The organism is Segatella buccae ATCC 33574 (genome assembly GCF_000184945.1).
Classification (GTDB): Bacteria; Bacteroidota; Bacteroidia; order Bacteroidales; family Bacteroidaceae; genus Prevotella; species Prevotella buccae.
In genome coordinates, this window is record NZ_GL586311.1 from 1,002,697 (window position 1) to 1,018,666 (window position 15,970).

The following is a 15,970-nucleotide window of genomic DNA, read 5'->3' on the forward strand; positions in this document are numbered from 1 at the left end:
TAATACTATTCAAATATTCTATAAAAAATGTATCTATGAGAACAAGAAGTAGGTTTAAGTACTTTGTTCCCCTGATGTCGGTGCTCATGGTGCTGTGCATGTTGTTTGCACCCTCCGGCGAGGCCCGTGCCCAGAGAGCAGGCGTCATCACGGGAACAGTTGTGGACGAGCAGGGCGATCCTGTCATCGGAGCCACTGTCGCCGTGGGCGGAAAAGCCATTGCCGTGACCGACCTCGACGGGCGGTTCAAGGTGTCGGCCACCGCCGGGCAGACCATCACCGTCTCCTACGTGGGCTATAAGGCCAAGTCGGCCCCGGCCCGTGACGGCATGACCATGACCCTTGGAGCCGATGTGAGCCAGATTCAAGAGGTGCAGGTCGTGGGCTACGGCGTGCAGAAGAAGGTGACCGTAACCGGCGCCGTGTCGAGTGTGAAGGGCAATGCCCTCGCGGAGACGCCCACCGGTTCGATCAACAACATGCTTGCCGGTGCCGTGACAGGACTGTCATCGGTGCAGGTGAGCGGTGAGCCGGGTTCCGATGCCGCCGCCATCTACATCCGCGGTAAGGGCACGTTCGTTTCGAGCGGACAGTCACCGCTGCTGCAGGTAGACGGTGTGGAACGCTCGTTCAACGACCTTGATCCCAACGAGATAGAGAGCATCACCGTACTCAAGGATGCTTCGGCTACGGCCGTCTATGGTGTGCGCGGTGCCAACGGCGTGATACTCGTCACCACCAAGCGCGGACAGGAGGGCAAGGCCAAGGTCTCGTTCACCTCCAACTGGAGTGTGGTGAAGCCCTCGAAGGCACTGGAACTGGCCAACTCCTACGAGTATGCCACCTTCCGCAACCGCCGCGACCTCTACGATTTCACCCCCACGGCGACCGCTCAGGAGTTTACACCCACCTTCAACGACGCGATATTGAAGAAGTTCAGGACGCACAGCGACCCCATTCTCTATCCCGACCTCAACTGGATAGACTTCGTGCTGGACAAGTCTACCCTGCAGAGCCAGCACAACATGAATATCTCGGGCGGCACGAAGACGGCCCGCTACTTCATCTCGGCCGGTGCCTACACGCAGGACGGCATGTTCAAGACCCACAACATGCCCTACGACAACAACTACAGCTACAACCGCTTCAACTACCGCGCCAACCTCGACCTCGACGTGACCAAGACCACCCTGCTGTCGCTCAACCTCAGCGGCGTGGTGGCCAACAAGACCAATCCGCAGGGGTCGCAGGGGGCCACGGGTTTCTTTAAGTCGCTCTACTATACCACGCCGTTTTCCAGTCCCGGCATCGTGGATGGCAAATATGTCACCACCAGCACCGACTACGGAGGAGAAAACTCGCTGCCTTTCGTGGGAGCCACGGGCATGGGCTACTACGGAGCGGGCATCGCCAAGAGCACAACCAACACGCTCAGCGTGGATGTGATACTCAACCAGAAGCTCAACTTCATTACCAAGGGGCTCTCCTTCAAGCTCAAAGGCTCCTACAACAGCACGTTCTCCTATTATAAGAATGGTACACAGCGGCTGGCCACCTACACCCCGGTGGTTTTGAGCACCGATGCCCAAGGTGTATCGCAGATAGGCTACAAGATGGTGGGAGCCAACGATGTGATGAGCTACTCCACGGATTCGGGCCGCGGCCGCAACTGGTATATGGACGCGAGCTTCAATTACGACCGCAACTTCGGGCTTCATCACGTGGGTGCCCTCTTGCTCTACAACCAGAGCAAGGTGTTCTATCCCCGCACCTATTCGGCCATCCCCATGGGCTATGTGGGCCTTGTGGGGCGCGTGGCCTACGACTGGAACAACCGCTACATGGCAGAGTTCAACATCGGTTACAACGGGTCGGAGAACTTCCACAAAGACCGCCGCTTCGGCACTTTCCCCGCCGTGAGCGTGGGCTGGGTGTTCAGTGACGAGCCTTTCTTCAAGCCCGCCGCCCGGGTGATGTCGTTCGGCAAGCTGCGCGCCACCTACGGCGTGGTGGGTAACGACAAGATCGGCGGCGACCGCTTCATGTACACCCCCGACCCCTATTACATCAACAACAGCGCCCTGCTCAACCGACAGGGGCGCGCCTACGACTTCGGTACCGACGGCGCCATACAGAATGCCGCCTTCGAGGCCATGCGCCACAACGAGAACGTGACGTGGGAGAAGGCCTACAAGCAGAACTACGGTGTGGACCTGCGCTTCTTCAAAGACCGTCTGGGAGCCTCGTTCGACTATTATGTGGAGCATCGTAAGGATATCTTGCTCAAGGACGACACTGCGCCCAACCTCATCGGTTTCACACTGCCCTACGCCAATCTCGGCGAGGCGAAGAGCTGGGGTTGGGAACTCTCACTCAGCTGGGACGATAAGATAGGCAAGGGTTTCCGCTACAACGTGGGCCTGAACCTGTCGCACAACCAAAACGAGATAGTCGAGATGAAGGAGGCCCCGCTCACCTACGCCTACGAGTATGCCAAGGGCCACCGCATCGGGTCGCGCCGGCTTCATCAGTTCTGGAAGTTCTATTATGAGGGCTGCGAGGCCGACTATGAGAAAGAGTTCGGCAAACCCTTCCCCAAACAGTATATCTCCGAGCTGCGCCCCGGCGACTGCGTGTATGTCGACCTCAACGGCGACGGCATCATCGATTCCCACGACACCAGCCGCGAGTTGGGCTCCAAGACCGACGACCCCGAGTATATCCTTGGTCTCAACCTCGGCTTCACGTGGAAAGATCTCACGGTGTCTACCCGCTGGACGGGTGCTTTCAAGGTGTCGCGCATGTTGGGCGGCACATTCATGCGCCCCTTCCACAGCAATGCCGACAACGACATGGGCGGACTGCTCAAGTGGATGTACGACAACTCGTGGACGGAGCAGAACCCCAATGCCTTCTACCCCCGTGTGACGGGAGAGCGGGCTGCCAACCAAAACTACATCGGTTCCACGCTCTATGAGGTGGATGCCGACTATCTCCGACTCAAGTCGATCAGCATTTCCTACAACCTTCGTTTCCCGTTCCTCAAGAAACTGAAGGTGCAGAGGTGTGCCCTCACTTTCAGCGGGTACAACATTCTCACCATCTCCGACTTCCATTGGGGCGACCCCGAGTCGGCTGTGACCGATTCTCCCGCCTATCCGCTGACGAAGACCTATTCGCTTGGTCTGCAAGTCAATTTCTAACCGATAAACCGATTGTGACATGAAATTATTCCATAAAAGTCTGGTGGCCGGAGCGGCCGGGGCCTTGTTGCTCTCTGCCTCTTCCTGCACCGACGAATTCAAGTTCGGCAACAGCTTCTTGGAGAAGTCTCCCGGCGGCGACGTTACCATTGACACGGTGTTCAGCAAAGCCGAATACACCAAGCAGTATCTGGCCGGCATCTATTCGCTCCAGTACTATGGCTTGCCTTACCGCCGCGTGAACAGCTTCCCGTTCACTTATGACACCTACTCCACGAAGTTCGACTGCATGACCGACTGCTATCTGAGCAACTTCTCCAACGAGAGCGGCAGCGTGGCCTACTACACCGGCACGCTCAACTCCAACAGCTCTTATCAAAGCAGCATGCTCTTCGACTACCGCTACAATAACACTTTCGAAGCCATCCGCGACGGTTGGATTCTCATCGAGAACATCGGCCGCGTGCCCGACATGAGCGAAGACCAGAAGCGGCAATACGTTGCTGAGGCCAAGTGCCTGATAGCGGCCAAGTATTTCGATGCGTTCAAGTTCTATGGCGGCATGCCCATCATCAAGGGCACCTTCAGCGGACACGACGCCACCTACAGTCTGCCGCGGGCCACGGTGGAGGAGACAGTCAACTTCATGGTGGGTCTGCTCAACGATGCCATCGCCGTGCTCCCGTGGACGGTGGACAACCCCGCTGTGAACGCCGGCCACTGGACCAAGGCAAGTGCCATGGCCTTGAAGTGCAAGATATGGCAGTTTGCGGCCTCTCCGCTCTTCAACGACACGAAAGGATACCATGGTGGCGACTCCGAGGCTGAGCAGCAGCATCTCGTGTGGTATGGTGGCTACAAGGCCGAATTGTGGGATTCGCTGAAGAACTCCTGCAAGGCTTTCTTCGACGAACTCAACGCCCGCGGAGGCTATGCACTCGAACAGGTGGACGAGAACAGCGACAAGCGGCCGCAGGACTACTGCAATGCCTACCGCAAGGCTTATTACAGTTCGAGGAGCTCGGAAATACTCCATTTCACCCGTGTGAACAATTCCGACGCCTACAAGTCGTCTACCTACGCTTGGCACCAGTGGCAGGCCATCGGCCGGTGCAGCACCAATCCCACCTTTGAATACATGACCATGTTTGGGTGGGCCGACGGTACGCCCTTCGACTGGGACAAAATGACCGATGCGCAGAAAGACACGATGTTCACCACCGGGGGAGGCGACGCCACGAATGTACACTACACCCGCGACCCGCGCCTCTATGAGACGATGCTCGTCAACGGTGAGGCTACGGCCATGGACGAGGCTTCGGGCAACCTGAGCGGCCGTATGCGCGAGATGTGGGTAGGCGGCGGAACCTCCGGTGTAGCCGGTGCCCTCGGGGCAAGAGAGGAAGCAGCCTTCGCGCAGCAGTCGGTCAATGAGGCTACGGCACAGATGGGCACCGGTCTGGGCAACCAGAAATACTATTGCAATGCCGACGGTCTGCGCAAGGGATACAATATACAGTGGACCTACCTGCGCCTGTCGGACATCTATCTCACCTACGCCGAGGCCCTGTTGCAGACAGGCGACAATGCCGGAGCCATCGAACAGATAGACAAGGTGCGCGCCCGTGTGGGCCTGAAGGGCTTGAAGAAGGCTTATCCCACAGAGAACCTTGCCTCCGACAAGAAGGCACTGCTCGAACGCTTGTTGCAGGAGCGGGCTTGCGAACTCGGATTGGAAGATTCCCGCTATTTCGATCTCATCCGTTACAAGCGTGCCGACATTTTGGAGAAACCGCTCCACAAGCTTCTCACCTATCGTCTGAACGACGACGGAACTGTCAACCAAAAGATGTGGTTCGGCCATGACCAGACCAAGGGCATTCCTTATCCATCGCACTTCAAATACGAAACGGCCGTGGTGAAGCGCACCCGTGTGTGGTGGACGCAGGGTTACGATCCGAAGTGGTACTTGCAGCCTTGGCCGCTCACGGAGGTTAACAAGGGTTACGGACTGGTGCAGAATCCGGGATGGTGAGAACGGGGAGTCCACTCCCTTAACTCCTTATATCATAAAGACAAAGAAAGATTTTATCAAGAATAGAATATGAATAAGAAAAAGATATTGGTTCCTCTGTTTGCCACCTGTGCCCTGCAGGCTATGGCCCAGACGGCAGGCAGCATCACCGGTGTGGTGGTGGATCAGTGGAACAAGCCCATTTCGGGAGCTGTCGTGATGGATGCCAACGACCCGCTCAATGCCGTGCCTACACGCAAAGACGGTTCATTCACCATCTCGGGCAGCAAAACATTGAAGGTGCAGGCCCCCAACCGCAGTGAGAAAGTGGTGGAGGCCGGCGACGGCAAGGTGGTTGTCAAGATGGATTATGCCAGCAGACCGGTGTACACCGGCACGGGCAAGGTGCTCACCGAGAAGGAGTCTACCGCCAGTGTAGCCGGTGCTTGGGGCAGCGACCTCAACCATCGTTCCACTAAAGACATCGGGCAGTCGCTCTTCGGACAAGTGCTCGGACTGCAAACCCTACAGCAGTCGGCCCGCTTTGCAGGCGTGTCAACCACCAACTACGTGCGCGGTTTGCAGAGCACCAACTCCAGTCCGCTCATCATTGTGGATGGCATAGATCGTGAAATCACCGACATCACCCCCGAAGAAGTAGATCACGTGTCGGTATTGAAAGACGCTGCTGCTGCCGCCCTCTACGGTTATAAGGGGGCCAACGGTGTGTTGGTGATCACTACCAAGCGCGGTCTCTACGACAAGCGGGAGATTTCGGCCTCTTACGACCACTCGTTCAACTGGCAGGCCCGCCGTCCGAAGTTTGTCGATGGCTTCACTTACGCCGGTGCTGTGAACGAAGCGCGTGCCAACGAGGGGGCCACAGCCGTCTATGACGAGAATGCGCTCAATGCCTACAAGAACGGCACGTTGCCTTACAACTTTCCCAATGTGGATTGGGTGGGGGAGACTATGCGCGACGTGAGCTCCACGGACAACTTCAATCTCACTTTCCGCGGAGGTGGCATGAAGTTCCGTTACTACACGCTGTTCAACCTTATCAACAGCAATGGGTACATCAAGCAGCCCAATCTCAATGACGGTTACTCCACGCAGGAGAAGTACATGAAAGCCAATATCCGCTCCAACTGGGATATTGACCTTTCGCCCAAAACCAAATTGGCAGTCAACTTACTTGGCACACTGGCCGAATCGAACTATCCCGGCGACAATGCCAACATTTGGAATGCCATCTACAGTATGCCGTCGGGGGCTGTGCCTGTGAAGACGGAAGATGGCTTGTGGGGCGGAAGTTCGCAGTTTGCCGGCACACTCAACCCCGTGGCGCTGGCCACCGGTGCTGCTTACAGCAAGAACCACCGCCGCACATTCGATGCCGACCTCACGCTGACGCAGAATCTCGATGCTTTCCTTGATGGCCTCTATGGTTCGTTCCGGTTGGCCTACGACAACACGTCGCTCATCACCGAGAACCGTTCCAAACTCTACAACTACGGCATGAACACCGTCACTGGATGGAACACCGACGGCACGGTGGCATCTGTAAACAAATACAAGCAGACTGTAACCTCCGAGTCGATGGCCGAAAACTCCGACCTGACCAGCTACAACCGCTTGTTCAACTTCTACGCCCAACTGGCCTACGACAAGACTTTCGGCAAGCACTCCATCTATGCGCAAGGGCGTTGGGAGTATGAATACAAGAATTATCAAGGCCTCAACACGACCAACTACCGCATGACGGCTTCGCTTTTCACCCACTACGGTTTCCTGAGCCGCTACTTCTTCGACACCTCTTGGGTGTATGCAGGAAGCAACAAGTTGGCCCCCGGCCACAAGTGGACACTCTCCCCGACATTCTCGGCAGCTTGGGTGGCTTCCGATGAGGCTTGGGCAAAAGACTTGGGATGGCTCGATTTCCTCAAAGTGCGGGCTTCCTATGGTGTGCAGAACACAGATGCCATTCCCTACGAAGACTATTGGGAACAACTGTATAAGTATTCAGGCGTGGGCTATCGCGTCGGCAGCGAGTTCGGTCTGGGCAATGCACGCTATGAAATGTCGCGTTTGGCCAGTCAGGCAAGCCTCCATGAGCGTGCCGATAAGTTCAACATCGGTCTGGATGCCACCCTTTTTGGCGGTCTTGATGTGACGATGGACTTCTTCTCTCAGCAGCGCAACAACATCTGGGTGGAGGCATCGGGCAAGTACACTGCCGTGCTCGGCGTGGAAGCACCTTACGAGGCTGCCGAGAAAATCAGCAGTCATGGCTTCGAACTGGGCTTGAACTACATCAAGAACGTCACTTCCGACCTGACTGTCAACGTGGGTGGCAACTTTACCTATAATAAAAATAAGGTGAAGGAAATGCTCGAAGAGCCCCGCGCCTTTGAGAATCTTGTGATGACGGGCAAGCCCTACGGACAGCTTACAGGCTTACAGGCCATTGGACTTTTCAAGGATGAGGCCGACATCGCAGCCAGTCCCCGACAGAATTTCGGCCCCGTCTATCCCGGTGACATCAAGTATAAGGACGTGAACGGTGACAATGTGATTGATGCCAACGATGTGACTTCCATCGGTTACAATACTCTTTGCCCGGAGATTTACTACTCTTTCAAGTTAGGAGCCGACTACAAGAATTTCGGTTTCACGGCCTTGTTCCAAGGTACCGGCAACTTTTCGGCCATGATGAGTTCGTCTCTCGTGCGTCCGTCGGCATCGGGCAACAGCATCTCCACAGAGTATTACAACAACCGTTGGACACCGGAGAATCCCACAGCCAGGTATCCGCGCCTGTCATACGAGAGCAGTTCCAACAACAACCGCAACAGCTCTTTCTGGCTCGTCGACCGCTCGTTCCTCAAGCTGCGCTATGTGGAGGCCTACTACAATCTGCCCCAGTCGGTACTGAACCGCATCAAGTTCATCAGCAAAGCCAAGGTCTATGTGCGTGGCATCGATCTCCTCTGCTTCGACAAGGTGAAGGTGGCCGATCCTGAAACTCCCAACACGCTCTATCCGACCAGCCGCAGCATCGTGGCCGGACTCAGCCTTGATTTCTAATGTCGTAACATTAAAAGAAAGAAAAATGAAAATCAATAAAATGCTTCTCGGCGTGGCCTGCATGTCAACGGCTTTGGTTTCGTGCAGTGATCAGCTCAACTACCATGAGTATGACAACGTCGGAAAAGACTATATCTCCGCCACCTACGAACGTGTAGACGGTCTGGTGTCCAATATTTACAGCCAGCTCGACTATGATTTTGGTGAGAGCTACGGTGGCGGTATGCTGGCCTCGGCTTCCGATGAGGCGGTGTATTGCAACAAGACAGCTTCCGTCAACACCTTCTACAACGGTTCGTGGAGTTCCGTGACTCCGATGTCGGGGCAGTGGAATGCAAGCTATGCCGCCATTGCCGACTGCAACGACTTTCTCGAAAACTTCAAGGGACTGAAGTTTGAAGCCGAGCTCTATACCGACAAGCACGCCCTCCATCTTGCCCAGTACAAGCGTTTCCCCTTTGAGGTGAAGCTGCTGCGTGCCTATTTCTACTTCCTGCTCGTGCGCCAGTATGGTGCCGTGCCCTACTACACGGCCTATCTCTCACCCGATCAGAAAAACAAATTGCCGCGCACACCGGCCCTCGATGTTCTCGACTCCATCATGACTACCTGCGATGAAGTGGTAGACTCTCTGCCCATAGACTACACCAATCTGGGTGAATTTACCATGACACCTCCCGAGACCGGTCGCTTCGGCAGACTCGTTGCCTTGGCCCTCAAGGCCCGTGCCCAACTTTACGCGGCCAGTCCGCTCTTCAGCGGTAAGGCCGAAGGCGACAAAGAGCGTTATCTCAAGGCCGCCCAATACTGTCAGGCACTCATCGACACGTGTGCGGCCCATAAGATCCGCATCGGCTTCTACGAGAACACGTGGGGCACATCGAGCTATATGTCGGGAGCACGCAACAATGCCGAACTCATCTATGCCCGTCGGGTGGACGACTTCGGAAAGCCCGAGTCGCGTAACTTCCCCGTAGGCATCGCCAGTGCCGGAGCCGGGGGCAACTGTCCGAGTGAGGACTTGGCAGAGGCCTTCGAGACGAAGGGAGGCTACGATGTGACGCTGACTGATAACGGTTTCGCCAGCGACGATCCGGCTTTCGACCCACAGCATCCGTTTGCCAACCGCGACCCGCGTTTCAGTCTCATTTTTGCTGTCAATGGCGAAGCCAAGTGGCCCATGTCCAATGCAGATCCGCTGGAGACCTACTATGGCGGCGTGAGTGGCGAACCCAAGGTGGGAGCCACTCCCACGGGCTACTACCTGAAGAAACTTCTCGACGGAACCATCGACCTTTCTTCCACCGGCACCAAGAAAGGCTCTTACCACTCGTGGATGACTTTCCGCTTGGGCGAGTTCTATCTCAACTATGCCGAGGCCGCTTTCAAGGCCACCGGCAGTGCCAATGTGGTGCCCGAGGGCTGCAAACTCACGGCCACGGCTGCCGTTAACGTGCTGCGCCGCCGGGTGAAGGTGGTGATGCCCAACCTGCCGGCCACGCTCTCCAATGACCTCTTTTGGGAGAAGTACAAGAAAGAACGCTTTGCCGAACTCTGCTTCGAGGGCCATCGGTTCTACGATGTGCGTCGCTGGAAGGAGGCCGACAAGTATCTGAAACGTGTGAAACTCCTGAAGATCATCAAGAATGATGACGGCACCTTTACTTACAAGCCGGACTATCAAGAGCGGGAATGGAACGACAAGATGTATCTGTTCCCCATTCCCCAAAGTGATATCATCAAGTCGGGTGGTGCTCTAAAGCAGAATCCCGGATGGGAATAACGCCTCACTTGACAATCAACAGAAAACGCGGATGGCATCGTCATTGCCATCCGCGTTTTTTGTTGTCGGCTTCGTTGTCACTTGAGCACGACCTTCCTGCCTCGATGAATGGAAATGCTTCCGTTAGTCTTCGGTGTCACCATGCCCGAGAGATTGTAATAGCGGTTGTCCGTTTGTGCCGTCTTGGCTTCAGTGGTCACAGGTAGCGCGATGGCAGTGAGGGTGGCTTGGTCGAACTGATAGCCCATGCGCTTTTGGTAGGCCGGACGGCCTTTCTTGACTTTCATAAACCGTATGTCGGGCAAACTGCCGTCAGCTTTGCGTGGGGCGGAAAGCTCCGAAGCGTCGAGCGACTCAAAGTCGTCAGCCGTCAGCGTGAGCGGTGAGGGGAGGAAGGAGTTGTTTTCGAGTGTGCAGGCCGCCGCATTGAGATTGCGGTAGTGCCGCCCGCGCGGGTGATAGGAGAGGTTGTTCTTCAACACGTGGTCGTAGCCCGGCACATCGGTAGCCTCGGTCTTCGACTTTTGGTTCAGCATGTCGTAGTTGTAGCCGTTGTTGTAGGCCGTGTTGCCATACCACTTGTTGCCTGTCGCATGGTGGTTGGCATAAAATCCGTTTTGCGGATTGCGCCAAGCCAGACAGTTGCTGATGGTGTTGGAGGGTGCCTCCTTGTTGATGGGGCGCAGGGCATATCCGCCCGCTTTGATGCCGTTGCCGTTTGCCCGGCGCACGAGGTTGGCGTCATACCCGTTTTCCCATGCCCAGCAGCTGTCTATTGTCACAGGCGCATAGTTGGTGATGAGGTCGAAACCGTCGTCGCTGTTGCGCCATGCCCGGCAGCCTTTGAACACGTTTCCGGTGTGTTTGGGGTCGGACACGTGGCAGCCGAAGCCGTCTACATTCTCGCCCGAACCATGTTCCGACACCGGGTCGTAGTTGTTGTAGGCATCGCAGTTGAGTATGAGGTTGTCGGCCCCTTTCCATATCACGAAGCCTATACCCATGCCGTCATGCACGGCGATGTTTTCTATCGTGTTGTGGTGGTTGCCCCGGCGTATGGTAAACGTCTCCGACTGCGTGTGCGTGGTGATGGTTACTTGGGTGCCCGTGACCTCGAAATTGCGGAAGTGCAGGTAGTTGGCATGGATGTAGAAGCCTGCCACGCGCTTGCCGGCCGGTTTTACCCGGCTCAGGTTGAACACAGGCCGCTCCCCCGGATAGCCGAAATAGCAGATGGGCTTACCTGCCTTCCCACTTTTGGTGAAGTCGAAGATGCAGGCATAGATGCTCTCCTGCGTGCTCATGATGTCATTGGCCCCGATGAGATATTCACCTCCGCGGATGAAGAGGGTGTCGCCCGCGGCAAGCAGTTGCTGCGCACGGGCGATGGTGGCGAGGGGCGATGCCGGCGTACCGGGATTGGCATCTGAGCCGTTGGGGGCCATGTAGTAGGTCTTGGCTGTAGTGCCCGAGACCATGCAACCCATCAGTAGGGTTGCTGCGATTGTCTTTCTGATTTTCATATTGATTCTTTTTATATGGATTTAAAAGGTTTCGGCAGGGCCGGATTTCCTGCTCCGTCCTGCCGACCGAATGGTTATTTCAGGTAGGTGCGGTCGTCCGGGCCGATGTAGAATCCCGGTTCGGGCGGTTGGTTGTAGGCCACGTTTTCGGCTGCCACGCTTAGCCGGTAGGGAATATCCTCTTCCAGACAGTTGATGCGGTGGTCGGTGGGCACGTCGCTCACGTAGAGGCGCAGCTCGCTGTTGTCGGCCGAGCGCACGAGCACCTCCTCGCGCCAGTCGCCCAAGATGTCGGCCGACAGGCAGGGATTCGACTTCGTGCCGTTGACGAAGCGTGTGCCGTCGAAGTGGCGTATGGTCTCCAGATTGTGCTCTTTGGAGTTGTATTTATACACCGACTCGTGGTCGAGCAGTTCGCGCAGCAAGTCGCCGTCCCACCAGATGCCGAAGTTGATGGACCACCGGCGGCCCGCAAACTGCGCTATCGGTCGGCCCTTCTCGTCGTAGATGTTGCGGTCGGCGATGCTCCAGAGTTCCGTCCCATAGTTGTCGGGGTCGATGTCGGCCGCCATGCAGCGTCCCACATCCATCGTGCTGGGATGCCTGAACACCACCTTGCCCGTTGCTGCGTCGCGATAGTCCACACCGTCGCGCTTGTTCTCGTGGCAGTCCCAAATCATCAGCCGTCCCGTCTTCGGCTCTGCCACGAGGTGGATGGCATCACCGTGGCCGAACTCCGTGCTGTAAAGCGGCTTCCCGTCGTGGTCTACTGCCATCGACCCGTAGGTGATTTCGTCTTTCCCGTCACCGTCGACATCGGCTATACGGAGGTTGTGGTTGCCCTGTCCGGCATAGGGAGCCAAGGTCGGCGATGCTGCCGTGTCAAACACCCAGCGGCTCGTCAGTTCGTGCCCGTCCCAGTCCCACGCCGCTATCACGGTGCGGGTGTAGTAGCCCCGGCAGAAGACGGCACTGGCGTGCCGCCCGTCGAGATAGGCCACGCCTGCCAGAAAGCGGTCGCAGCGGTTGCCGTAGGTGTCGCCCCAGTCGGCTGTGTTGCCCCGTTCGGGGATGTAGTCCACAGTTTTCAATGCCCGTCCCGTGAGCCCGTCAAACACGGTCAGGTATTCCGGTCCGGCCAGCGTGCGGCCAATGGCCCGTCCCTCCCGCGTGCGGTAGTCGGCTGTGCTGTCTCCGATGATGTCGCCTTGTCCGTCGCGCGTGCCGTCAGCTGTCTTCATCATCAGTTCCGCCCGTCCGTCGCCATCGAAGTCATAGACCATGTATTGCGTGTAGTGCGCCCCCGAACGGATGTTTCGCCCGAGGTCGATGCGCCACAGCCGCGGCCCTTCGAGACGGTAGCAGTCGATGAAGGTGTGGCCCGTAAATCCCGCGTGCGAATTGTCGTGGGCGTTGGTGGGCGACCATTTCAGGAATATCTCGTATTGTCCGTCGCCGTCCACGTCGCCTATGCTCGCGTCGTTGGGTTCGTAGGTGAAGGCCTCGCCGTCGGGGGTGACACCCCCCTCGGGGGCGTTGAGGGGGATGGAGAGATAGCCGGCAGGGTCGCCGGGCTTCAATCGGAAGCTGCCGGAAACGGCACCGCCCTTTACCTCATAGACGGCCTCTCCCGCCAACGGATGGTGGTCGGTGAAGAAAGTGCCCCCGTGAGTGAGTGGCCGGTTGTTGAGTTTCTTGCCGTTTCGGTAGATGTCGAAGGGTTCCCCCTTTTTGTCGGTCGAGAGGATGCGCCACGTGATGTAGACCGATCCGTCGCCGGCCTTCAGCGCCACCACTCCCCGGTTGAGGCGTTCCCGTTGCACGACGCTCATGTCGTAGCGTGCCTGTGCCTGTGTCCGCACATTTCCAAATGTCGCGGCCAACAGGCATGATGCCATCATTGTTAGTTTCAGATTCATGTAGATGAGGTTTTTAATCGTTTCCGCAAAAATAACGGTAATGTGGGGAATAAGACTTTACTTTTTGATAATAGTCCTTTGAAATATAAATTTACGGCCAAGAGTGGCCGGCGGGGCAACGACAAAGAAACGGCGGAGTGTATTTTCTCGTCGGCGAATTTAGCGGATTAAACGAATTATCCTTCACCCCTCATTCGCACCATTCGCATCATTCGCCGATAACCTCTTTTTTGTCAGGCTCACTCTTTTGCAGTATAGTGTAAAGTATTAAATCTTTCGAAAAGGCCTTACACGCATTTTCTTCGCACTCGTCCGCTATCCCGATTCTGTTTGTTTTGTTCGCCCCATCTGTCCCATCAATTTTCTCACTCGGCCCGAACGGCATTGCAAAACGGCCATAGTCAGAAGCTCATTCGGGCCGAGCGAGAAGGCGAAAAAGCCCGTTTTGCAAAGCAGTTTAGGCCGAATGGTATTAACAGTGGGAAGTCCCCTTTAGGGGGTGGGGGCTTTTTTAAAAAAAAGGGAAGCACCCGCGTGCTTCCCTTGCTCATGCAAAGATACGATGAAAATAAGAAAAATGCAAATCAAAGACGAAAAAGCGTGACAATCCCCACGGTTGTTTCCACCTCCCGCAAACAGCCTTTTATCCCCATCGGCCATGAGGCGTTGCTCCCGGTCACGGGCCGTTGTCAAAATGTATGGGGCGAAATGTCAAAAACTGAAGTCCCGTTTCAAGGGATTTCCGTAACTTTGCCACAAAACCTAATCGCAACTATCAACAAATGAATAATAGGAAAAGTTTCATGCTCGGGGCCGTGCTGTTGGCGGTCGTGGCGTGTCCTTGGACCGGTCGTGCACAGGTAGCCGGGCCTTTGGAGGATGTCAATCACGTGACAGACCTCACGTTCGACAGCCTGAGTAAGGCGCAGACGGCCCGTGTGGCGCCCGGCAGCACGCGTCGGGGCAACCATCCCGTGCTCTTTCTCGTGGGCAACAGCACCATGCGCAACGGCACCCTCGGCAACGGCAACAACGGTCAGTGGGGCTGGGGATTTTTCGCCCACGCCTATTTCGACGAAAATAAAATCACGGTAGAGAATCAGGCACTTGGCGGCATGAGCAGCCGCACCTATTATAATAGGCTGTGGGCACCCGTGCGCGATGCCATTCGGCCCGGCGACTGGGTGGTTATTTCCATCGGGCACAACGACAACGGCCCCTACGACAGCGGGCGTGCCCGTGCCAGTATTCCCGGTGTGGGGCGCGATTCGCTGTGCGTGACCATCAAGGAGACCGGTGCGCGGGAGACCGTCTACACCTATGGCGAATACATGCGCAGGTATATCCGCGATGTGCGGGCGCGCGGAGGCCATCCCATCCTCATGTCGCTCACCCCCCGCGATGCCTACGATGAGGCGACGGGCAAGATTGTGCGCAAGCCCCACACGGCATGGCTCATGCAGGTGGCGGCTGAGGAAGGCGTGCCTTTCGTCGACCTCAACGAGCGGGCAGGCAGCCGGCTCGACGGCTTCAGCCGGTGGAAGGAGCGTTACCACTTCCACGGCGACCATATCCACACGAGCCGTTTCGGGGCCATGCTCAATGCCCGGTGTGCGGCTGAGGGCATTGCCGAAAGCCACAATCCTGCGCTCAAGCCGTTGCAGGACATGATGCTCCCGCTGGCACTGCCGGTGGAGCCGGTGCGGCGCGAGGCCGGCAAACCCGTGGTGTGGCTCACGGGCGACAGTACGGTGAAGAATCTCGACAAGGACAAAGACGGCATGTGGGGCTGGGGCTCGCAGGCCTATACGGTGTTTGATGCGCGCAAGATCACGTGCTACAATGCCGCCAAGGCCGGCCGTTCCACGCGCACCTATCTCAACGAAGGGCGTTGGGATCGTGTCTGCAACAGCCTCCGGCCCGGTGACTATGTGCTCATCCAATTCGGCCACAACGACATCGGGGGCATCGACCGCGACAAGGAACGGGGCGTGATAGCCACGGCCCGTGACACGTGTCATGTCTACCGGTCGGCCTCCAAGGGCACCTACGAACTGGTGTACAGCTTCGGGTGGTATCTCAAGAAGTTCATCGACGACGTGCGGGAGAAAGGGGCCACGCCCATCCTCGTGTCGCTCACGCCCCGCAACGAGTGGAAAGACGGCAAGATAGAGCGCCGCAACGACACCTACGGCGAGTGGTATCGGCAGGTGGCCGCAGAGACCGGAGTGGAACTGCTCGACCTGCACAACATCACGGCCGACCGGCTCGACCGCACATGCGGCTCTAAAGAAAAGGCCATGAAATACTACAACCGCGACCATACCCACACCTCGCTGCTCGGCGCAAGGCTCAACGCGCGGAGCATTGCCGAGGGACTCAAAGCCGACCACAGTCCGCTGGCGGCCTATCTGAAATAGTCATAAACCCTTTAAAACATG

At 56.9% G+C, this 15,970-nt stretch carries 8 protein-coding genes; 6 read left to right on the forward strand and 2 right to left on the reverse strand.

Translation table 11 applies throughout. The features are described 5' to 3' along the window. Nucleotides 1-35: 35 nt before the first annotated feature. The 4 genes from HMPREF6485_RS03745 (at nt 36) to HMPREF6485_RS03760 (ending at nt 10,087) form a co-directional block, all read left to right on the forward strand. A complete protein-coding gene (locus HMPREF6485_RS03745) occupies nt 36-3,203 on the forward strand; it encodes a SusC/RagA family TonB-linked outer membrane protein (protein ID WP_004344766.1) in 3,168 nt (1,055 codons plus the stop codon). A 19-nt stretch (nt 3,204-3,222) separates the two neighbouring features. Further along, nucleotides 3,223-5,238, forward strand: a complete 2,016-nt coding sequence (locus tag HMPREF6485_RS03750; RefSeq protein WP_004344768.1) for a RagB/SusD family nutrient uptake outer membrane protein — start codon at nt 3,223-3,225, stop codon at nt 5,236-5,238. A gap of 69 nt (nt 5,239-5,307) precedes the next feature. After that, nucleotides 5,308-8,304, forward strand: a complete 2,997-nt coding sequence (locus HMPREF6485_RS03755) for a SusC/RagA family TonB-linked outer membrane protein (RefSeq protein WP_004344770.1) — start codon at nt 5,308-5,310, stop codon at nt 8,302-8,304. 25 nt (nt 8,305-8,329) lie between these two features. Then, on the forward strand, nt 8,330-10,087 hold the full coding sequence (locus tag HMPREF6485_RS03760; protein WP_036926422.1) for a RagB/SusD family nutrient uptake outer membrane protein: 1,758 nt from the start codon (nt 8,330-8,332) through the stop codon (nt 10,085-10,087). 77 nt (nt 10,088-10,164) lie between these two features. Here HMPREF6485_RS03760 and HMPREF6485_RS03765 read toward each other — a convergent pair whose 3' ends face one another. After that, nucleotides 10,165-11,610: a right-handed parallel beta-helix repeat-containing protein gene (locus HMPREF6485_RS03765; protein ID WP_004344774.1), complete on the reverse strand. Its 1,446-nt coding sequence runs from the start codon at nt 11,608-11,610 to the stop codon at nt 10,165-10,167. A gap of 74 nt (nt 11,611-11,684) precedes the next feature. Then, entirely contained in the window at nt 11,685-13,529 is a 1,845-nt protein-coding gene (locus HMPREF6485_RS03770) for a rhamnogalacturonan lyase (protein WP_004344776.1), read from the reverse strand. Nucleotides 13,530-13,913: 384 nt separating this feature from the next. On the opposite strand from HMPREF6485_RS03770, the gene HMPREF6485_RS03775 reads away from it, so the two are divergent. Then, nucleotides 13,914-14,315, forward strand: coding sequence for a hypothetical protein (locus tag HMPREF6485_RS03775; RefSeq protein WP_004344779.1), 402 nt, complete (start codon nt 13,914-13,916; stop codon nt 14,313-14,315). Next, on the forward strand, nt 14,312-15,949 hold the full coding sequence (locus HMPREF6485_RS03780) for a GDSL-type esterase/lipase family protein (RefSeq protein WP_004344780.1): 1,638 nt from the start codon (nt 14,312-14,314) through the stop codon (nt 15,947-15,949). Before HMPREF6485_RS03775 ends, HMPREF6485_RS03780 begins: the two co-directional genes overlap by 4 nt. Nucleotides 15,950-15,970 lie beyond the last annotated feature (21 nt).